25 protein-coding genes are annotated in these 19,959 nt (G+C 71.2%); 23 read left to right on the top strand and 2 right to left on the bottom strand.

Annotated elements, in window-relative coordinates; genetic code table 11:
- Position 1 precedes the first annotated feature (1 nt).
- Both KAG51_RS12110 and KAG51_RS12105 read right to left on the bottom strand, forming a co-directional pair.
- Positions 2-994, bottom strand: a complete 993-nt coding sequence (locus KAG51_RS12110; protein WP_290584017.1) for an EAL domain-containing protein — start codon at positions 992-994, stop codon at positions 2-4.
- Between the two features lie 41 nt (positions 995-1,035).
- On the bottom strand, positions 1,036-1,212 hold the full coding sequence (locus KAG51_RS12105; protein ID WP_290584015.1) for a DUF1059 domain-containing protein: 177 nt from the start codon (positions 1,210-1,212) through the stop codon (positions 1,036-1,038).
- A gap of 200 nt (positions 1,213-1,412) precedes the next feature.
- Here KAG51_RS12105 and KAG51_RS12100 point away from each other — a divergent pair, with 200 nt between their 5' ends.
- The 23 genes from KAG51_RS12100 (at position 1,413) to KAG51_RS11990 (ending at position 19,928) form a co-directional block, all read left to right on the top strand.
- Positions 1,413-1,895 (top strand): glutathione peroxidase, encoded by a 483-nt coding sequence (locus tag KAG51_RS12100; RefSeq protein WP_290584013.1) that lies wholly within the window; start codon positions 1,413-1,415, stop codon positions 1,893-1,895.
- Positions 1,896-2,066: 171 nt separating this feature from the next.
- On the top strand, positions 2,067-2,273 hold the full coding sequence (rpmE, locus tag KAG51_RS12095; protein ID WP_290584011.1) for a 50S ribosomal protein L31: 207 nt from the start codon (positions 2,067-2,069) through the stop codon (positions 2,271-2,273).
- Positions 2,274-2,369: 96 nt separating this feature from the next.
- Positions 2,370-3,443: a peptide chain release factor 1 gene (prfA, locus tag KAG51_RS12090; RefSeq protein ID WP_290584009.1), complete on the top strand. Its 1,074-nt coding sequence runs from the start codon at positions 2,370-2,372 to the stop codon at positions 3,441-3,443.
- A complete protein-coding gene (gene prmC, locus KAG51_RS12085) occupies positions 3,440-4,279 on the top strand; it encodes a peptide chain release factor N(5)-glutamine methyltransferase (protein WP_290584007.1) in 840 nt (279 codons plus the stop codon). The genes prfA and prmC overlap by 4 nt, the downstream gene beginning before the upstream one ends.
- A gap of 108 nt (positions 4,280-4,387) precedes the next feature.
- The gene (locus KAG51_RS12080) at positions 4,388-5,239 is read left to right on the top strand and encodes an ABC transporter permease (RefSeq protein ID WP_290584005.1); all 852 of its coding nucleotides are present in this window, start codon (positions 4,388-4,390) and stop codon (positions 5,237-5,239) included.
- Complete coding sequence (locus KAG51_RS12075) at positions 5,236-6,099, top strand: ABC transporter permease (protein ID WP_290584003.1); 864 nt, start codon at positions 5,236-5,238, stop codon at positions 6,097-6,099. The genes KAG51_RS12080 and KAG51_RS12075 overlap by 4 nt, the downstream gene beginning before the upstream one ends.
- A 7-nt stretch (positions 6,100-6,106) precedes the next feature.
- Positions 6,107-7,348 (top strand): MCE family protein, encoded by a 1,242-nt coding sequence (locus tag KAG51_RS12070; protein WP_290584001.1) that lies wholly within the window; start codon positions 6,107-6,109, stop codon positions 7,346-7,348.
- Positions 7,345-8,355, top strand: coding sequence for an MlaD family protein (locus KAG51_RS12065; RefSeq protein ID WP_290583999.1), 1,011 nt, complete (start codon positions 7,345-7,347; stop codon positions 8,353-8,355). Before KAG51_RS12070 ends, KAG51_RS12065 begins: the two co-directional genes overlap by 4 nt.
- Positions 8,352-9,338, top strand: coding sequence for an MCE family protein (locus KAG51_RS12060; protein ID WP_290583997.1), 987 nt, complete (start codon positions 8,352-8,354; stop codon positions 9,336-9,338). The genes KAG51_RS12065 and KAG51_RS12060 overlap by 4 nt, the downstream gene beginning before the upstream one ends.
- A complete protein-coding gene (locus tag KAG51_RS12055) occupies positions 9,335-10,420 on the top strand; it encodes an MCE family protein (RefSeq protein ID WP_290583995.1) in 1,086 nt (361 codons plus the stop codon). The genes KAG51_RS12060 and KAG51_RS12055 overlap by 4 nt, the downstream gene beginning before the upstream one ends.
- Complete coding sequence (locus KAG51_RS12050; protein WP_290583993.1) at positions 10,417-11,607, top strand: MlaD family protein; 1,191 nt, start codon at positions 10,417-10,419, stop codon at positions 11,605-11,607. Before KAG51_RS12055 ends, KAG51_RS12050 begins: the two co-directional genes overlap by 4 nt.
- The gene (locus KAG51_RS12045; RefSeq protein WP_290583991.1) at positions 11,604-12,707 is read left to right on the top strand and encodes an MlaD family protein; all 1,104 of its coding nucleotides are present in this window, start codon (positions 11,604-11,606) and stop codon (positions 12,705-12,707) included. Before KAG51_RS12050 ends, KAG51_RS12045 begins: the two co-directional genes overlap by 4 nt.
- On the top strand, positions 12,704-13,261 hold the full coding sequence (locus KAG51_RS12040; protein WP_290583989.1) for a hypothetical protein: 558 nt from the start codon (positions 12,704-12,706) through the stop codon (positions 13,259-13,261). Before KAG51_RS12045 ends, KAG51_RS12040 begins: the two co-directional genes overlap by 4 nt.
- 57 nt (positions 13,262-13,318) lie before the next feature.
- Entirely contained in the window at positions 13,319-13,810 is a 492-nt protein-coding gene (locus tag KAG51_RS12035; protein ID WP_290583987.1) for a VTT domain-containing protein, read from the top strand.
- A 51-nt stretch (positions 13,811-13,861) separates the two neighbouring features.
- Positions 13,862-14,470 (top strand): CDP-alcohol phosphatidyltransferase family protein, encoded by a 609-nt coding sequence (locus KAG51_RS12030; protein ID WP_290583985.1) that lies wholly within the window; start codon positions 13,862-13,864, stop codon positions 14,468-14,470.
- The gene (locus KAG51_RS12025; RefSeq protein WP_290583983.1) at positions 14,467-14,946 is read left to right on the top strand and encodes a VTT domain-containing protein; all 480 of its coding nucleotides are present in this window, start codon (positions 14,467-14,469) and stop codon (positions 14,944-14,946) included. Before KAG51_RS12030 ends, KAG51_RS12025 begins: the two co-directional genes overlap by 4 nt.
- Before the next feature lie 23 nt (positions 14,947-14,969).
- Complete coding sequence (locus KAG51_RS12020; protein ID WP_290583980.1) at positions 14,970-15,632, top strand: L-threonylcarbamoyladenylate synthase; 663 nt, start codon at positions 14,970-14,972, stop codon at positions 15,630-15,632.
- Positions 15,625-16,746, top strand: a complete 1,122-nt coding sequence (locus KAG51_RS12015) for an MraY family glycosyltransferase (protein ID WP_290583978.1) — start codon at positions 15,625-15,627, stop codon at positions 16,744-16,746. The genes KAG51_RS12020 and KAG51_RS12015 overlap by 8 nt, the downstream gene beginning before the upstream one ends.
- Before the next feature lie 137 nt (positions 16,747-16,883).
- On the top strand, positions 16,884-17,276 hold the full coding sequence (locus tag KAG51_RS12010) for a hypothetical protein (protein ID WP_290583976.1): 393 nt from the start codon (positions 16,884-16,886) through the stop codon (positions 17,274-17,276).
- A gap of 138 nt (positions 17,277-17,414) precedes the next feature.
- Entirely contained in the window at positions 17,415-18,212 is a 798-nt protein-coding gene (atpB, locus tag KAG51_RS12005) for a F0F1 ATP synthase subunit A (RefSeq protein WP_290583974.1), read from the top strand.
- Positions 18,213-18,314: 102 nt separating this feature from the next.
- Positions 18,315-18,518 (top strand): ATP synthase F0 subunit C, encoded by a 204-nt coding sequence (locus tag KAG51_RS12000; protein WP_290583972.1) that lies wholly within the window; start codon positions 18,315-18,317, stop codon positions 18,516-18,518.
- 40 nt (positions 18,519-18,558) lie between these two features.
- Positions 18,559-19,104 carry a F0F1 ATP synthase subunit B gene (locus KAG51_RS11995; protein ID WP_290583970.1) on the top strand — a complete coding sequence of 182 codons (546 nt, stop codon included), beginning with the start codon at positions 18,559-18,561 and terminating at the stop codon, positions 19,102-19,104.
- The gene (locus KAG51_RS11990; RefSeq protein ID WP_290583968.1) at positions 19,104-19,928 is read left to right on the top strand and encodes a F0F1 ATP synthase subunit delta; all 825 of its coding nucleotides are present in this window, start codon (positions 19,104-19,106) and stop codon (positions 19,926-19,928) included. The genes KAG51_RS11995 and KAG51_RS11990 overlap by 1 nt, the downstream gene beginning before the upstream one ends.
- Positions 19,929-19,959: the final 31 nt, after the last annotated feature.

Raw genomic sequence — 19,959 nt, 5'->3', positions numbered from 1 at the left:
GTCAGGGCCGGTTCGTCGCCAGGTGCGCGGCGAGCCGGTCCGGGCGCAGGATCCCGCAGAAACGCCCCGCCGCGTCGGTACAGACGAGCGGGGCGTTCTCCTGTCCGGGCACGCGGTGCCGGGCCCGGTCGAGCGCTGCCGCGGGGGCGGTATCGACGTTGATCGTGAACGGTCGCTCGGTGCCCCACCGCCCGTCGCGCAGGACGAGCAGCGCCACGGGGCGGCCTCGGTCGTCGAGCACGACCGTCAGGTCGTAGCCGGAGCGCGCAGCCTCTGTCGCGGCTCGTCGGTCGTCGCTGGTCGTGAACGCCCGCTGCAGGAGCTCGCGCACGGACTCGACCCGGTCGTGCTCACGGGTCGTGGACGCCAGGGCCCCGTGGGCGGCGCGTGACACGGCGGGCCACGGCCAGGTGACCGCCCCGATCACGGGCCCCTGCGCGAGGGGGACCTCGAGCTCGGCCAAGGCCTTGAGCTCGTCGGTGGTCCGGACGTCGTCGGCGAGGATCCAGGCGTCCAGCTGGGACGCGAGCTCGCCGGTCGTGGCCACCGCGCGACGCTTGTGCGGGTCGACGTCGGTGCCGCGCACCCAGGCGCGACCGAGCCGGACGATGGCCGGGCGCAGGTCGGCGATCGTCCGCAGGGTCGGTTGACCGCGATCGCGGTCGCCGGTCGAGAGCAGCGCACCGGCCTCCCGGACCACGCGCACGTGGTCGAAGCCGGTGGCGGGGAGTCGTTGCGGGTCGTCGACGTGCACGACGACGCCGGTCAGGTCGCCCGGTTCCGTCACCGCAGCGAGCCAGGCGCGGTCGGTCAGGGCCGCGTGGTCCGGTGCGAGCGTCAGGAACGTGTTCGGCGGCAAGGTCGCGCGGGCGTCGAGTGCGGCGGTCACCGCGTCGACCGCGCGGACGCCGGGGGCCGCGCTGGCCTCGAACCCGGCTGCGGTGCGCCGGGCGACGTCGAGCACGGGGCGCAGTCCCAGGGGTGGGCCGGTCATCGAGGTGTGGTCGTGCAAGGGGGTGAGGGAGCTTGGCGCGATCACGCCACGTCGCGGATCTGGCTCCGCACAGCCGCGACCAGATCGGCCGGCACCTCGATCAGGCCGTGGTCGTCGCGCGCGTGGATCGCGACGGCATGCAGGACGTCGTCCTCGCTGTCGCAGACCCAGGTGGCGTCACAGCCGGGGACGACGTCCCCGCAGGCAAAGGTCTTCATGGTGCATCTCCCTTGGCGACCCTCCCAGGTCGATCCGTCAGTGGTCCGACCGGTCGCCCCTGACACACTAGAGGAACAGGGCCCACTGGTCCCTGGCCCATGGGGACCGTTCCGTCTGGGTCCTAGGGCCCGGTCGGGTCGGGCCATGGGGTGCGCTGGCTCACCTGCCGAGTTCCGTGGCGCGCTCTAGGGTGGTGCGCATGACCACTGCTCATGACTTCTCCGCCACCGGCATCGACGGCGCCGAGCGCCAGCTCGCCGACTACCGTGGCAAGGTGCTCCTCGTCGTCAACACCGCGACCCAGTGCGGTTTCACCCCGCAGCTCACCGGGCTCGAGGAGCTGTACAAGACCTACGTCGACCGTGGACTCGTGGTGCTGGGGTTCCCCTGCGACCAGTTCGGCCACCAGAACCCCGACGGTGACGCCGAGACCGCGGCGTTCTGCGAGAAGAACTACGGCGTGACGTTCCCGATGTTCTCCCAGATCGAGGTCAACGGCGACGGCGCCCACCCGCTCTACCAGTGGCTCAAGAAGGAGAAGGGTGGCGTGGGACCGTCGAAGATCAAGTGGAACTTCACCAAGTTCCTGGTCGACCCCGAGGGCACGGTCATCAAGCGGTACGGGTCGACCACGTCGCCGGCCAAGATCGCGGGCGACATCGAGAAGCTCCTGCCCGCCTGACGGGTGTCCTGACACGCGGCGCAGACCAGAGCGGCGCGTGCGTCACGCCGTCACCGGAGCTCGTGCTGCGGGGCCCGCTTGGTTTGAGACGTCGCGGGTGGCAGAATGGGACGTCGGCCCTGGTTCACGTGCGCAGCCCTGCGCACGACCCAGCGTCACGGAGAGGACACCATGAAGAGCGACATCCATCCCGCGTACGTCGAGACCCAGGTCACCTGCACCTGCGGCAACTCGTTCACCACCAAGAGCACCGCCACCGAGGGCACGCTCCGCGCCGACGTCTGCTCGGCCTGCCACCCGTTCTACACGGGCAAGCAGAAGATCCTCGACACCGGCGGCCGCGTGGCCAAGTTCGAGAAGCGCTACGGCAAGAAGTAGCTGCTCCGCGACGCCGGTCATCCCCGCCTGGGGATGACCGGCGTCGTCGTCTGTCCAGCCGTCCCGCCGCAGGTCCACGCAGCGCAAGGAGCCCCCATGTTCGACGCCGTCACCTCGTTGCTCGAGGAGTACGCCGACCTCGAGCAGCGGCTCGCCGATCCCGCGGTCCACGCCGATCCCGCGACGGCAAAGCGGGTCGGACAGCGGTACGCCGAGCTCGGGGGCATCGTCCGCACGCACCGCGCGCTGCAGCAGGCCACCGACGACCTGGAGGCGGCCCGGGAGCTCGAGCTGACTGACGAGGTCGGCGAGCTGGAGACGCAGGTCGCCGAGCTCGGCGAGCGCCTGCAGCGACTCCTCGTGCCCCGCGACCCGGCTGACGGCAAGGACGTCATCGTCGAGATCAAGGGCGGCGAGGGCGGCGACGAGTCGGCGCTCTTCGCCGCCGACCTGCTGCGCATGTACTCCCGTTACGCCGAGACGCGCGGCTGGAAGGTCGAGGTCCTCGACAGCACCGAGACGGCCCTCGGCGGCTACAAGTCGGTCACGGCCGCGGTCAAGTCCGGCAGGGCCACCGATCCGAGCCAGGCCCCGTTCGCGTTGCTGAAGTTCGAGGGCGGCGTGCACCGCGTGCAGCGGGTGCCGATCACGGAGTCCCAGGGCCGGATCCACACCTCGGCCGCGGGCGTCCTGGTGCTCGCCGAGGCCGAGGACGTCGACGTCCAGGTCAACGACGCCGATCTGCGCATCGACGTGTTCCGGTCGTCGGGCCCGGGCGGTCAGAGCGTCAACACGACCGACTCCGCCGTGCGCATCACGCACGTGCCGACCGGCATCGTCGTGAGCTGTCAGAACGAGAAGAGTCAGCTGCAGAACAAGGAGCAGGCGCTGCGCATCCTGCGCTCGCGGCTCCTCGAGGCCGCGCAGGCCGCGGCGGACGCCGAGGCCTCGCAGGCCCGTCGCTCGCAGATCCGCACGATGGACCGGTCCGAGCGCGTCCGTACCTACAACTTCCCCGAGAACCGGGTCTCGGACCATCGGACCGGATTCAAGGCCTACAACCTCGATGCCGTCATGGACGGCGCGCTCGACGATGTCATCGCCTCGCTGGTCGAGGCCGATCTCGCCGAGCGGCTCGCCGCACTGGCGCCCGGGAAGGAGACGTCGTGAGCGTCCGCACCCAGGCCGAGCGGCTGCTCGAGCAGGCTGCCGCGACGTTGCGGACCGGGGGCGTCGCGTCGCCCGAGGTCGACGCGGAGCTGCTCCTGTCGCACGTCTGCGGCGTCCCACGGGCGATGGTGCGCCGCGCGTCGGTGCAGGAGATGCAGCGCCGCACGTACCTCGAGATGATCGAGGCGCGGGCCCGGCGCGTGCCCCTGCAGCACATCACCGGCACCGCCGCCTTCCGGTACGTCGACGTCGAGGTCGGCCCGGGGGTCTTCGTGCCGCGGCCGGAGACCGAGGTCATGACCGGGTGGGTCATCGAGCAGGTGCAGCACCTCGCGGCGCCCGTCGTCGTGGAGCTCTGCGCGGGCTCGGGCGCCATCTCGCTCAGCATCGTGCACGAGGTGCCCCACGCCCGGGTGCACGCCGTCGAGCTCGACGAGGCGGCCGCGGAGTGGGCCTCGCGCAACCTCGTCGGCACGGGGGTCGACCTGCGCCAGGGGGACATGGCGGACGCGTTCGCCGACCTCGACGGCACGGTCGACGCCGTCGTGGCCAATCCACCGTACATCCCGTTGGACGCGTGGGAGAGCGTCGCTCCCGAGGTGCGCGACCACGATCCTGCGCTCGCGCTGTGGTCCGGCGACGACGGGCTCGACGCGATGCGGGTCGTCGAGCAGGTGGGGTGGCGACTCCTGCGCAGCGGCGGAATCCTGGCCGCCGAGCACGCCGACGCCCAGGGCGAGTCGGCGCCCGCGGTCTTCGCGCCGCGCTGGAGCAGCGTCCGTGACCGGGCCGATCTGGCCGGTCGACCGCGTTTCGTCACCGCGCAGCGCCCCTGAGTGGTACATTCGTCCAAATTTTTTGACGGAGACCCTGCTCAAAGTCGTTGTGACCTAGGTCACTCCCGTTTACAGTGACTCAGCGCAAGGTCGACGCGAAGGGGACGCATGGGGCTGCAGGAGGGTGTGACCGTCAGGCGCAGGCCGTCGCGGTCCGCCGCGCTCGCTCGCTCCGCGCACGGCAAGTTCTGGGGTGGCGTCGACACGTTCGGCGCGATGGTGATCCTCGGCCTCGGTGCCCTGCGCCACCTGGCGACCGACATCGTGCTGCGCCGCTTCTCGTGGCGTGAGTACTTCGACCAGGCCTGGTTCATGACCCGCGTGGCGTTCCTGCCGACGGTGCTGGTGGCGATCCCGTTCGGCATCATCATCGCGGTCCAGGTCGGGGCCGTCGCGTCGCAGATCGGAGCCGTCTCGTTCACCGGAGCGGTCAACGGCATCGGCATCCTGCGTCAGGCCGCCCCGCTCGTCACGTCCCTGCTCATGGCCGGTGCGGTCGGCTCGGCGGTCTGCGCCCAGCTCGGCGCGCAGACCGTGCGCGAGGAGGTCGACGCGATGCGGGTCATGGGGCTGGACCCCGTCCAGCGCATCGTCGCGCCGCGGGTCGCGGCCGCCATGACAGTCGGCTTCCTGCTCAACATCGTCGTCGCAGCCACGGCGATGTTGACCGGCTACATCATCAACGTGGGCGGGGGATCGGTCAGCTCCGGCGCGTACCTCTCCTCGTTCATCGCCTTCGCCCAGCCGACCGACCTGATCTTGGCCGAGGGCAAGGCCGTGATCTTCGGCTTCCTCGCCATGGTCATCGCGGCCTACAAGGGGCTCACGGCCTCGGGCGGCCCCAAGGGCGTGGCCGATGCGGTCAACCAGTGCGTCGTCATCGCCGTCATCGTGCTCGCCGTGGTCAACGTCGCGATCACGCAGGGCTACGTCATGCTCGTGCCGGCGAGGATCGCATGACGACCGAGCGGGTCGGCCACCCGCGCGTGACCTCCCGCGCCCTCACGCGCGCGTCCGACGCCGCTACCGACCGTGTCGCGACGGTCGGCACGTTCGCGACCTTCGTGGTGCGGGCCGTGACAGCGGTGCCCACGACGCTGCGGCACTACCGCGCCGAGACGTTCCGCATCCTGCTCGACATCAGCTGGGGGACCGGGGCGATCCTGGTCGGCGGCGGCACGGTCGGCGTCATGGTGCTGCTCGCGCTCTCGGCGGGCACCTCGCTCGGCATCGAGGGCTTCAACGGCCTCGAGACGATCGGGCTCGCCCCGCTCACGGGCTTCGTGTCCGCGGTCGTCAACACCCGTGAGCTCGCGCCCCTCGTGGCGGCGCTCGCGCTCGCGGCGCAGGTGGGATGCCGGTTCACGGCCCAGCTCGGGTCGATGCGCACGAGTGAGGAGATCGACGCCCTCGGGGTCATGGCCGTCCCGGCGATCCCGTACCTCGTCACGACCCGCATCATCGCCACGATGATGGCGATCCTCCCGCTCTACATGATCGGCCTCGCGGGGTCGTACCTCGCGTCGCAGATGGCGGTCACGGTCCTGTTCGGTCAGCCGAGCGGCACGTACGAGCACTACTTCGGCACGTTCATCGCGGTCTCCGACGTCCTGCTCTCGGTCGTCAAGATCGTCGTGTTCGCCTTCGCGGTCGCGGTCATCCACTGCTGGTACGGATTCATGGCGCGCGGTGGTGCCGAGGGTGTCGGCGAGGCGACCGGCCGGGCCATCCGCGCCAGCATCGTCGTCGTCGTCCTGCTCAACATGGTCATGACGCTGCTCTTCTGGGGCGGCGATCCGGGCGTCCGGATCTCGGGGTGAGTGACCGATGACGGCGGCCTACATCTCGCGCGACCTCGAGCACCGGCGCGGCAGCCTCGTGCAGCGGGGCATCGCGACCCTGGTGCTCGCGGGGCTGGCCGTCGTCGCCTTCGTGGCCGTCCAGGGCGGTCTCTTCAGCGATCGGGTCGAGGTCGCGGCCCAGGTCGACGACATCGGTGGGGCGCTCGTGGTGGGCAACGACGTCAAGGTCCGCGGCGCGATCATCGGCCGGGTCACGTCGATCGACGCCCGCGACGGTGGCGTGCGCCTGGGGCTGTCGATCGATCCCGACGAGGCGGAGCGGCTCCCGGCGCAGGTCACGGCCCGCATCCTCCCGGCCACGGTGTTCGGCACGTCGTTCGTCGACCTCGTGCCGCCCGAGCGCGGCGCGGGCGGCGAGACGCTGCGGGCGGGCGCCGTCATCCCGCAGGACCCCTCGACCGAGACCCGGGAGCTCCAGGACGCCCTGGACGCGAGCTACGAGATCCTCACGGCCGTCGAGCCGGCGAGGCTCGCCACCACGCTCGGTGCCTTCGCAGAGGCGCTCGACGGTCGCGGCGAGTCCCTCGGGAGCTCGCTCGTGACGCTCGACTCCTACCTGGCCCGGCTCGAGCCCCAGCTTCCGCAGGTGCGGGAGGACCTCGAGCTGCTGGCCACCAACCTCACGACGGTCGCCGAGATCTCGCCCGACCTCCTGGACGCCCTCGAGAACTCGTTCGTCACGACCCGTACGATCGTCGATCGTCAGACCGACCTCGCGACGGTCCTGACCGGGGGTGACGCGCTCGTCGACGAGACGCAGCTCCTCGTCGCCGGAAACCAGCAGGCCCTGGTCAAGGCCCTCGCGCAGTCGGCGCCGATCGTCGAGACGATGTTCGACCGCCGGGCCGGCTTCTCGAAGACCTTCGACTCCCTCGTCGCGCTCTCGACGGTCGGCGCCTCGACGTTCACCGACCCCGATGCGGGGGCGACCCCGGGCGGCTTCCTGGAGACGACGGTCGACATCGTCGTCAACACCGACGCGCCGTACACGGGCGCCGACTGCGCCGTCTTCGGACCCCCGGAGTACCGCGCCTTCGGCCCCAACTGCGGCTCGACGTCACCCACGACCTCGAGCGCGGCCGACGACGCCGGACTCGTGGCCGAGATCCAGGGCCTCCTGGCGCAGCTCGAGGCCGTCGCCGACGCGGACCCGAACGGCATCGGCGACCTCCTGACGCGGGGGTTCGTGGGGGGTGCGCAGCCGTGAACTGGGGCGTCAGGATCAAGTTCTCGATCTTCGCGGTCGTCGCGCTCGCGATCATGCTCGTCATCTACAACACGATGGTGAACCGGGTCGGCGGCGAGTCGACCCGCTACACGGCCGAGTTCACGTCGGTCTCGGGCCTGCGCCCCGGCGACGACGTCCGCGCGGCCGGGGTGCGCGTGGGCCGCGTCGAGCAGATCCGGCTGGAGGGCACCGACCGGGCCCGCGTCGAGTTCACCCTCGGCGCGGGGCAGACCGTCTCGGACACGACGCAGATCTCGGTCCGGTACCAGAACCTCCTGGGCCAGCGGTACCTCTCGCTCATCCCCGGTGAGGAGCCCGGCACCCCGATGGCGGCCGGCGACGTCCTCGGCACCGACCAGACCGATCCCGGTTTCGACCTCACGGCCCTCCTGAACGGCTTCGAGCCGCTGTTCGAGACCCTGGAGCCGGAAGCGCTGAACCGGCTCGCCACCTCGATCGTGGCCGTGCTGCAGGGGGAGGGGGGCACGGTCGAGGCGCTCCTGGCCGAGACCGCCAGGCTGACCCAGGACCTCGCGGCCAAGGACGACGTCATCGGCGACGTGCTGACCAACCTGACCCCCGTGCTCGAGAGCTTCACGGCCCAGGAGGCGCAGTTCACGACCACGGTCGACGCGCTCTCGGACCTGATGACGGGGCTCGCGGCGGAGCGCGACGTCATCACCGGGTCGTTCGACGGTGTCTCGGAGCTGGCGCAGGCCGCGGCGTCCCTGACCCAGGAGATCCGCCCCGACGTCGACACCGCGATCGGCTCCCTGCGCGCGGTGGCCGACACGCTCGTGGGCCACCAGGCGGCACTCGACGAGCTGTTCGCCTCGGCGCCGCTGGGCTTCGACTCGTTCACGCGGCCGACCAACACCGGCACCTGGCTGAACATGTACATCTGCGTCATCACCCTCGACGTCCTGCCCGGGTCGTCGATCTCGCTCGGCAACCCGGCCGGCCCCTACTCGGAGGTCTGCTCATGACGCGCGGTGCTGGACGTCGGCTGCGGGACCCGCGGACCGTGGGCCTGATGGGCGTCGTCGGCGTCCTCGTCCTGGGTCTGCTCGTCGTGGGTCTCAGCAGCGCCTCGATCGGCAAGCGTCACCTGACCGCGATCATCGAGCACACCGCGGGCCTGCGCGTCGGCGAGGAGGTCCAGGTCGCCGGCGTGGGCGTGGGGGAGGTCACCGGCATCCGGCTGACGGAGGACGCCGTCGCGGTCGAGTTCACGATCGACGCCGACGTCCCGGTCGGCCGTGACTCGTCGGCCGCCGTGAAGGTGGCGACCCTGCTCGGCACGCACTACCTCGAGGTCACCCCCGCCGGCACCGGCACGTTGGCCGACGACACGATCCCGCTCGAACGCACGCGGGTGCCGTACAACCTCCAGGACGTCGTGGAGGGCGCCCAGACGCAGCTCGAGGCCCTCGACGAGGACGTGCTCGCGGAGTCGATGACGGTGCTGGCCGACGTGCTCGGCCGCACGCCCGAGGAGGCCACCGCCGCGGTCGAGGGGGTCGCGGCCCTGTCGTCGGCCGCGGCCCAGCGCACCGACGAGCTGCGGGCCCTCCTGGACGCCACCGGCTCGTTCACCGGGATGCTCGTCGACCAGCAGGACGAGATCCTGGTCCTGCTGGACCAGTCGGCGCTCGTGCTGGACGCCCTGACCTCCCGACAGGCGGCGATCGACGCGCTGCTCGTCGACGCGCAGAGCCTCGCCACGCAGGTCAGCGGCATCCTGAGCGACACCGCGGACGACCTCGACCCGCTCATGGTCAACCTGACCGAGTCCCTGGACCACCTCTCCGCGATGCGCGACAGCGTCCTGGCCACGGTCACGAGCCTGTCGAACATGACGGTGTACCTCGCGAACGCCTCCGGCAACGGCCCCTGGGTCGATCTTCACGTCCCGTCGGCGATCCCCGACAACCTGTTCTGCCTCAGCCCCAGCCGGGAGTGCTCATGACGCGCACGAGGCGCAGCGGCGGGGTCCTCCGCCCCCTGCTCGCCCTCCTGCTGGCCCTGCCCCTGCTCGGGGGGTGCCTCGGGCTGGGGCAGGACCAGACGCGGCTCACGATCCAGTTCACCGACGCGACCGGTCTGTTCCAGGGCAACGACGTGGGCATCCGGGGGGTCGGCGTCGGCACGGTCGAGTCCATCACGCCGGCCGGCGCCTACGTCGAGGTCGAGGTCGTGGTCGACGGCGACGTCAAGCTCCCGAAGGACGTCGGTGCGGTCATCGTCTCGCGCTCGGTCGCGACCGACCGCTACGTCGAGCTGACCCCGGCCTACACCTCCGGGCCGGAGATCCAGGACGGCGCCGTGATCGCGGCCGACCGCACCCGCACTCCGGTCGAGTTCGAGCAGCTGCTGGGATCGCTCGAGGACGTCTCGTCGGCGCTCGGCGGTCCGGACGGGGGAGTGGGCGGGGCCGAGGGTCCGCTCCACGACCTCCTCGCGGCGAGCGCGGCCAACCTCCAGGGCAACGGCGGGACGATCGCCGCGGGTCTGTCCGACCTCGCCACGGTGCTGGCGTCGCTCTCGGGCTCGATGCCGGCGGTCGAGCAGAACCTCACGAACCTCGACACGCTGACCCAGACCCTGGCCGCGAACGACACCCTCGTCCGGAACTTCGTCACCCAGGTCACCGACGCCACCGTGATGCTCGACGGGCAGAAGCTCCAGATCCAGGCCACGTTCGACGCGGTCACCGCGATGCTCCAGGGGCTCACCGAGTTCTCCGCCGCGCACCGCGAGCAGATCGCGGACCAGATCGACGACTTCGTCGCGTTGTCCGACGAGCTCGTCGCCCACGAGCAGGACATCACCCAGCTGCTCAGGAACGGACCGCTCGTGACGCAGAACCTGCCCGGCGCGATCGACAGCCGCGGCCGCCTGCGCTTCCTGACGCGGCCGGCCGACCTGGTGCCCGGGCGCTCGACCATCGAGGAGGCCTGCCACTCCGTCGAGGTGCTGTGCGACGACCTCGCCCTCGACCAGGCCTCGATCTTCGACCTGCTCGACCTGCTGCGAGGGGAGCGCCGATGAACCGGTCCCGACACCTCCTCATCACCGGCGTGCTGCTCGGTGCCCTCGGCGCGGGCCTGGCCGGCTGCGGCACGACGGCCGCCGACCTGCCGCTGCCGGGGACCTCGATGCGGGGGGAGACCTACCAGGTCTCGGCGACGTTCGACGACGCGCTCAACCTCGCCCAAGGCGCCTCGGTCAAGGTCGACGGCGTCGTGGTGGGCCGCGTCGTCGCGATCGGGGTCGAGGACCTCAGGGCCGTCGTCACGATGGACATCGCCGCCGACACCCCGATCAGCCGGACGGCCGACTTCCGCCTGCGCACGACCACCGCGCTCGGCGAGCTCTTCGTCGACGTCGTCGAGGACCCGGCCGCTGTCGCCGCCGACCGGGCGACGCTCCAGGACGGCGATCGGGTCGACCCGGACCGGTCGTCGGCGGCCCCCACGGTCGAGGACACGTTGTCAGCGGCTTCGCTCTTCATCAACGGGGGCGGGCTGAGCCAGATCCAGACCATCGTCGACGAGACGAACCTCGCGATCGGTGGTCGGGAGGACACCGTGCGCGACGTGCTGCACCGCATCACCTCCACGGCCTCCAGCGTGGCCGACATGAGCGCCGAGATCGACGCGGCGCTCGTCGCCGTGGCCGACGCGTCCGGGGTGCTGGCCGCCCGGCAGAGCACGATCGACCGCGCCCTCACCGAGATCGCGCCGGCCGCCGAGGTGCTCGACCAGAACACCGCTGCGCTCGTCGACCTGCTGACCTCCGTCGACGCGCTCGGCGACGTCGTCGTGCCCACGATCGCGCAGACCCGTGACGACATCGTGGCCATCGCCGCCCAGGCCGGCCCGATCTTCGCCGAGGTCGCCTCGGTCGAGTCGCGGCTGGATGCCGGGGTGGAGCGCATCCTCGCATTCGTGGCGGGGCTTCAGGCCGGCGTGCCGGGCTCGTTCCTCAACACCCATCTGACGTTCCGGGGGGCGCTGAGCCTCGGCGACCTCACGGTCGTCGCACCGTCCGGCGACGGCTCCCCGCTCCCGGAGGTGGCCCCCGACCTGGTGCAGGACCTCACGCAGCTGCCGCTGATCAGCCAGCTGACGGGCCTGCTGCCGGCGCCGGCCTCCGGTTCGTCGGCCGCCGGGCCGCCCACGGGCGGCAACCCGTTGGCGGACCTGCTCGCGCCGCTCGGAGGTGGGGCCTCGTGAAACGTCTGCCGTTGAGTCTCCTGGCCCCTGCGGTCGCGCTCCTGGCCGTCTTCGTCCTCACGACGGTGTACGTCTACCAGTCGTTCCTGGGCGGATCCATCGCGCAACGGCCCACGACCGTCACGGTCGAGCTGACCCAGACCGGTGGTCTGTTCGAGCGGTCGTCGGTCACCTACCGCGGGGTCAAGGTGGGGCAGGTCGTCGAGATCCGCACGACCTCGACCGGGGTCGAGGCCGAGCTCGCCCTGGACCCTGGGGTCGAGGTGCCGGCCACGGCCCGGGCGGTGGTGCGCAACCTCTCGCCAGCCGGTGAGCAGTTCCTCGACCTCCAGCCCGACAGCGAGGACGGACCGGCCTTCGCCGACGGCGACACCATCTCCCTCGACCGCACCCAGACGCCCACGACGATCGCGGAGTCGCTCGCCGCGATCGACACCCTGATGTCGCAGGTCGAGCCGGCGGACCTGCAGGTCGCGCTCGACGAGCTCAGCGTGGCGTTCGCCGATCCCGACGACCTCGCGACGGTCGTCGACGCCGGGCAGCAGATCCTCGAGACGCTCGACGCCTCCTGGCCCGAGACCGAACGCATCATCGCGAGCTCCGGCACCGTGCTGCGCACCGGCGTCGAGCTCGAGCCGCAGCTGCGGACGCTCGCGCCGACCGCCGTCAGCCTGACCCGGTGGCTCGCCGACTACGACCCCACGGTGCGGGCCATCCTGCAGGACACCCCCGGCCGCGTGACCGAGCTGCGGTCGTTCACCTCCACCGTCGGGCTCAAGCTCCCGGCGATGCTCACGGCGATGGGCGAGTTCACCGACATGACGTTGCCCTACCGGCCCCATCTCTGGCAGCTCCTGGCCGACCTGCCCGAGGGATTCAGTCAGTTCGCCGCGACGGTCAACGGCGGCTTCCTCAACTCCGTCATGCTGGTCGACACCCGGCCCTTCGCCGAGGCGGTCTGCCGGTACGCGCCGGACCCCGTGCCGACCGACCCGACCCGGGTCGCGGTCGACGCCTCCCGCGGCTGCGCCGCCGACTTCGGTCTGCAGCAGCGCGGCTCGGCCAACGCGCCAGGTCCGGTCGGGGTGCTGGCGCCGTGACGGGAGAGGCCGAGCGCTCGGTCGCGGCGTCGGTGACGACCCGTCTGCGGCGGCAGGAGCGGTCCCCGCTCGTGCTCGCCCTGGCCGCCTGTCTGGTGCTGGCGCTGGTGGCGCTCGCCGTCGTGGCGTGGCAGTGGCGGGGCGACGCCCAGCGCTACGACGCCGAACGTCAGGCCCGCGAGGTCGCCGAGGAGCGCACGGTCCAGATCCTGACGTGGAAGGCCGCCACGCTCGACGAGGACGCCGCCTGGGCCGAGGACGGAGCCACCGCCTCGTTCCAGGACGACTACGCCGCGATCATCGACGGCCTGCGCGAGACCTACGGCGCTCTCGCAGCCTCGTCGAGCGGCACCGTGCTCGCCTCGTCGCCGCGTGCGGCCTCCGCCGACGAGGTCGTGGTCAGCCTCTACGCGCAGCAGCGCGTCGCCCAGAGCTCGTCGGCCACCACGACGTGCGTCCTGTCCTCGATCGAGCTGTCGATGCTGCGGGTCGACGGCGCCTGGCTCGTCGACGACCTCGCGGCGCCCGGCGATCCTGTCGCGATCCCGTGCTGAGACCCCGTCGCGGTCCCGTGCTGAGCCCGGTCCGGCGCTCCCGATAGCCTGCCGGTCATGGGAGACCTCGCGCTGGTCGCGACGGCATTCGCCTTCGGCGTGGGCTCGTCGATCCTGCCGGTGTTCCTCAATGCCGAGGCCTACGTCATCGTGCTCGGCACGCTGACCGAGAGTCCGGTCTTCCTGTTCTGGCTGATCATGGCGCTGAGCGTCGGCACGGTGCTGGGCAAGGTCGTGGTCTTCGACCTCGCGCGCAAGGGGCGGCGGCGGTTGAGCCGCCGCGAGCGGGAGCCGGGGCCACCGCGCAACCGGTTCACCGCCCGGGTCCGGACCTTCAGCAACTGGTTGCTCGGGCTGCTCGACCGGCCCTACCTCGGTGCCACGACCGTGTTCGTGTCGTCGGCGTTCATGGTTCCGCCGCTCGCGATCGTCTCGATCCTGGCCGGCGCCTCCCGCCAGCCGATGTGGCTGTTCTCGCTCATGGTGTTCATCGGTCGGACCCTGCAGTACCTCGCGATCGCGTTCGTGCTGCACCAGGCGGTGTCCTGAACCGGCACCCGGGTCCGCTCGCACGGGCGGCGCGCGGCGTAGGGTCCACGTGTGGCACGAACACCCGTGGTCGCCGACGGCATCGGCCCCCTCCTCACGGTCCCCAACGCGATCACCGTCGTCCGCACCGTCGTCAGCCTCGCGCTGGCCCTCGTCGCGCTCCAGAGCGACGACCGGCTGCCGTGGGTCGTCGCGGCGTACCTCGTCTACTACCTCGGTGACAGCGCCGACGGTCTGGCGGCCCGGCTGCTCGGTCAGGAGACGCGGGCCGGCGCGGTGCACGACATCCTCAGCGACCGTCTGTGCACCGCCGTCTGCGCCGCGAACCTGATCCTGCTGCAGCCGGACCTCGCCGTGCCGGTCGGGATCTTCCTGCTCAACTTCATGGTGCTCGACTGCCTGCTGTCGCTGTCGTTCCTGCTGTGGCCGATCGTGAGCCCGAACTACTTCGCCGTGGTCGACGACCTGGTGTACCGACTGAACTGGTCCCACCCGGCCAAGGCGCTCAACAACATCGGCATCATCGTGGCCGTCGTCGTGGGATCGCTGCCGCTGGCCCTCGTGATCGTGATCGCCCAGCTGTCGGTGAAGGCCTGGAGCGCCCGCCGTGTGGTCCGGCGCATCCGCGAGCTCGAGGCGAGCCGCGAGGTCGCCGTGTGACGACGGCCGCGGTGGTGCTGGCCGCGTTGGCCTACGGCATCGGTTCCGCCCTCATCCCGGTGCTGAACGCCGAGGCCTACGTCGCCGCGACGGCGTTGCTCCTCGACGGCATGGACGTCGTGTGGATGGTCGTCGCGCTCTCGATCGGGACCGTCGTGGGCAAGGTCGTCCTGTTCCAGGCGGCGCGGGCCGGACGCGACCTGAGTCGCCGCCGCCCGGCGCGCGAGCCGCGCACCGGCCGGCTGGCCCGCCTGGTCCAGCGGGTGGGGGCCGTGCTGATCGGCTGGCTCGACGACCCGCTGCGGGCCATCGTGACGGTGCTGGCCTCGGCCTTCGTGGGCGTGCCTCCGCTGCTGGCCGTCGCGGTGCTCGCTGGTGCCTCCCGGATGCGGGTCGTCGTGTTCGCGACCTCGGTCCTCGTGGGGCGTGCGGCGAGGTTCGTGCTGATCGCCGGTGCGGCTCACGGCCTGGTCTGACCGCCCTCGCCTACCATGACGTCGTGATCTTTGACTGCCGAGACGACGCACAGCGGCGCGACGGCGTCGAGGCGGCCCGTACCGCCGTCCGCGGTGGTGAGCTCGTGGTCGTGCCCACCGACACCGTCTACGGCGTCGGAGCCGACGCGTTCTCACCCGCCGCGGTGCAACGGCTGCTCGACGCCAAGGGGCGCGACCGCACGATGCCCCCGCCCGTGCTGATCGGCGCGACGTCCACGTTGGAGGCCCTCGTCGCCGAGGTGCCCGGGTGGCTGCGCAGCATGACGCAGGAGCTGTGGCCCGGGGCGCTCACGATCGTGTGCCACCAGCAGGCCTCGCTCGACTGGGACCTCGGCGAGACCCACCGCACCGTCGCGGTCCGCGTGCCCGACGACGCCGTGACCCGCGAGCTGCTGAGCGCCACCGGGCCGCTCGCGGTGAGCAGTGCCAACCGCACCGGTCAGCCGGCCGCCACGACCGCCGCCGAGGCGCAGGAGCAGCTCGGCGACTCCGTCGCGGTCTATCTCGACGGGGGCACCTCACCCGGTGGCGTGCCGTCCACGATCCTCGACGTCACGGGCCCGACCCCGCGCGTCCTGCGGCAGGGGGCCATCGACCTGGCCGACCTGCACCGCTTCAACAACACGATCGAGCCCGCACCGGCCGGGGGAGCGGCCGGTGCGTGAGTACCTCGCGGTCTTCGGCATCGCCCTCGGCGTCACGTACCTCCTGGCCTCGATCGCGCGGCTCGTGGCGGTGCGCGTCGGCGCGCAGGCGCGGGTGCGTGACCGCGACGTCCATGCCGTGCCCACGCCGTACTTCGGCGGGCCCGCGATGCTCGGTGGCCTGCTGGCGGCCACGCTCCTGGCCGAACGCCTGCCGTTCCTCGGCTCGGCCGATGCCACGGTCTTCCACGACGTGCGCGCGATCCTGGCCGGGGGAGCGCTCATCTGCGCCGTCGGCGTCGTCGACGACCTGATCGAGCTCGACGCCCTCACCAAGTTTGCGGGCCAGGTGCTCGCGGGGGTCGTGGTCGTGGCCCTCGGCGTGCAGTTCGTCTACCTCCCCCTGCCGGGCACGTTCATCGGGCTCGACCAGGCCCAGGCGATGCTCCTGACGATCGTGCTGATCGTGGGATCGGCCAACGCCGTCAACTTCGTCGACGGCCTCGACGGACTCGCCGCCGGCATCGTCGCGATCGGGGCCATCGCCTTCTTCGTGTTCGCCTTCATCCTCGCGGTCGAGAACGGCGAGACGCGCGCGATCGCCGCGGCGATGCTGACAGTCGCGCTCGCCGGCGTGTGCCTGGGGATCCTGCCGCACAACTTCTTCCCGGCCAAGATGTTCATCGGCGACTCCGGCTCGATGCTGATCGGGTTCGTCATGGCGTGCTCGTCGATCAGCCTGACGGGTCAGTTCCCGCCCAGCAGCCTCGCGCAGGGCGTCGGCGACGCGGACGCGAACTTCCTGCCCGCCCTGCTCCCGCTGATCCTGCCGTTCATGGTGCTGGCGATCCCGTTCGTCGACATGGTGCTCGCGGTCGTGCGGCGCACGCGCGAGCGTCGGTCGCCGTTCAGTCCCGACAAGATGCACCTGCACCACCGGCTGCTCGAGATGGGCCACTCCCATCCGCAGGCCGTGCTGTCGATGTACGCCGTGGCCGGGCTGGTCGCGTTCGGCAGCGTCGTCGTCAGCCTGCTCAGCGGCTGGCAGTCGATCGTGGCCTTCCTGGTGCTGCTCGTGCTCAGTGGCATCGCGATCATCCTGGCGCCCAAGCTCAGCTCGAAGGTCGGCCCCTGAAAGCCTGACCTCCGCACCCAGATCTGCGCCCAGATGTGCACTCTGGAGGGCGGCGAACCGCGCATTTCAGCGCACATCTGGTGGCTGGGGTCACGGCGGCTGTTCGCCGCGACCCTGGGGGATGGGACGATGGCGGCATGCAGATCGTGCGCCGTGTCGTCGTGCCGTGCCTCGCCCTGATCGCCGTCACCGCGGTCGTCGCGGGGATCGTCGGGGGCCGTGAGGCGGTCTACGGGAGCCTCGTCGGAGGGATCCTGGTGGTCGCGTTCCTGGGGTCCAGCCCTGGCCTGCTCGACCCGCTCGCGAAGAAGAGCCCGATGGCGTCCCTGCCGATCGCCCTCGGCTTCTTCACCGTCAAGGCGGTCGCTGCGATCGTGGTGCTGGCGGTCCTGCTGGACGAGGACGGGATCGGTCAGCACCTCACGCGCGAGGCCGTCGCCATCGCCATGGTCGTGACCGCCGTGGCCTGGATCGGCCTGCACCTGACGACCGTCCGACGCTCCCGCACCCCGATCTACGACCTCGAGTAGGAGTTCGCGGAGAGGGCCTGATAGCCTTCCCGCAGCGGCCCGCAGGCATGCCCGACCGGACCCGCTGATGACGCTGGCCGTAAGCCCGGATCGCGACTTTTCGTCGCGCGACCGCGCCATGATTAAGGAAGAGACCGAGTGATCCTCGCCTCCACGCTCTCCGCAGCCTCCACGCCGCCGAGCCCCGGTCCGGCCGACTTCAATCTTCCCGCGATCTTCGAGATCGGCGCGCTCGAGGTCACCAAGCCCATGGTGCTCCTGCTGATCTCAGCGGTCCTCATCGTCGCCCTGTTCGCCGCCGCGGCGCGACCCGCCGCCGTGGTGCCGGGCCGGCTCCAGTTCGCCGGCGAGATGGCCTACGGCTTCGTCCGCAACGGCATCGCCCGCGACAACATCGGGTCGCACGACTTCCAGCGCTTCGTGCCGTTCCTGTTCGCGATCTTCACGTTCGTCTTCGTCAACAACTACTACGGTCTGATCCCGGTCGTGCAGTTCCCGACGATGTCGCACATCGGCTTCCCCCTGGCCCTCGCGCTGATCACCTGGGTCGTCTACAACGGCGCCGGCATCAAGCAGCACGGCTTCGTGGGCTACCTCAAGCACGAGACGGTCCCCGCCGGCATGAAGGGCCCGATCCTGCTGCTGCTCGTGCCCCTGGAGTTCCTCTCGAACATCCTGCTCCGCCCGGTCACGCTGACCCTGCGTCTGTTCGCCACGATGTTCGCCGGGCACCTCCTCCTGCTGCTGTTCTCGCTCGGCGCGGAGTACCTGCTCCTGCACTCCGAGAACGCGCTGGCCATCCCTGCGGGCATCGCCTCGGCGATCCTCTTCGTCGGCATCACCTTCCTGGAGATCCTGGTGATGTTCCTGCAGGCGTACGTCTTCACGCTGCTGGCGTCCATGTACATCGGTGAGGCGGTCGCCGACGAGCACTGATCCGACCCGGATCGGGCCCGTCGGTCGCCGCACCGACACAACTTCACATTCCCACCTGTACATCGGCACGGACGTACCGTGCCGACGACGAAAGGAACTGCCGTGGATGGCAACCTGAACATGATCGGTCTCGGCCTGGCCGCCATCGGCCCCGGTATCGCGGTCGGTCTGATCTTCGCCGCGCTGGTCTCCGGCGTCGCCCGTCAGCCCGAGGCCCAGGGCACGCTGCGTCAGCTCGCGATTCTTGGCTTCGTGCTCGCCGAGCAGTTCTTCATCATCGGCCTGGCGCTCGCGTTCGTTCTCTAGTCCGTAGCACCAGCCACCGACTCCGACAGAAGGCACACGCATGATCTCGACCCGACTCGTCGCGGCCACCGAGGGTGAGGAGCTCAACCCCCTCATCCCGCACGCCGCGGAGATCGTCCTGAGCGCAGCCGTCTTCCTGCTGCTCCTCGTCCTCATCTGGAAGCTCGTCGTCCCCGGCTTCGAGAAGGCCTACGCGGCCCGCACGGCGGAGATCGAGGGTGGCATCGAGGAGGCGCACGCCGCGCAGAAGGAGGCGCAGGCGGCGCTCGAGCAGTACAACGCTCAGCTCGCCGAGGCCCGGCACGAGGCCGCTCGCATCCGCGAGGAGGCCAAGGAGCAGGGTGCGCAGATCCTCGCGGAGCTGCGCGCCGACGCGCAGGCCGAGGCTCAGCGCATCACCTCGGCGGCGCACGCGCAGGTCGAGGCCGAGCGCGCGCAGGTCGTGGCGCAGCTCAAGAGCGAGGTGGGCACGCTCGCCACCGAGCTCGCCGGCCGCATCGTCGGTGAGGCCCTGAACGACGACGCGCGCAGCCAGCGCACCGTCGAGCGCTTCATCGCCGAGCTCGAAGGGGAGTCGGCCAACTGATGTCCGCGTCCACCCCCGGCCACCTGCGTGGCGTCTCCGGCAGCTCGCTCGACGCCGTGCTGTCCGCGGTCGAGGCGAGCGGCGACGCGGGCGAGCAGCTGGGCAGCCAGCTGTTCGGTGTCGTCGCCACGCTCGACAGCTCTCCTGCGCTGCGCCGGGTCCTGACCGATCCGTCGACTGAGGACGAGGCCAAGCGCGGCCTGGCCTCGTCGGTGTTCGGTGAGGCCGTCGCGGCCAGCACGCTCGAGGTCGTCCGCACCGCGGTCGGCAGTCGGTGGAGCGCGGGTCGCGATCTCACCGACGCCTTGGAGACCGCTGGGGTCGTCGCGATCCTGGCGGCCGCAGCGAAGGCCGGTCAGGTCGACGCCCTCGAGGACGAGCTGTTCTCGGTGGCCGGCCTGGTCACGTCCGCCCCGGAGCTGCGGTCGGCGCTGTCCGACACGTCGGTCCCCGGCGCGGGCAAGGCCGACCTGATCGGGTCGGTGCTGGACGGCAAGGTCCAGCCGGCCACGGTCGCCATCGTCCGCCAGGCCGCTCGGGCGCGCTCGGCCTCCTTCGAGCGCACGCTCCAGCGGTTCGCCGACCTGGTCGCCGCGCGGCGCGGCCGCCTCCTCGCGGAGGTCCGCACCGCACACGAGCTCGGCCAGGCCGAGCACGACCGGCTCGCCGCGGCCCTCACCGCCCGGTACGGCCGAGAGGTCCACCTCAACGTCGTCGTCGACTCGTCCGTCATCGGTGGCCTTGCGGTCGCCGTCTCCGACGACGTGATCGACGGCACCATGTCCAGTCGCCTCGAGGCTGCCCGCCGGCAGCTCGCGGGCTGAAGTCTCGCATCCCACCCAGTAAGGCAGGCAC

The sequence above is a fragment of the Aeromicrobium sp. genome (assembly GCF_023146395.1).
In the GTDB taxonomy this organism is placed as follows: domain Bacteria; phylum Actinomycetota; class Actinomycetes; order Propionibacteriales; family Nocardioidaceae; genus Aeromicrobium.
Note: the sequence above shows the minus strand (reverse complement) of the source record. Positions and strands in the feature narration are given on the sequence as shown.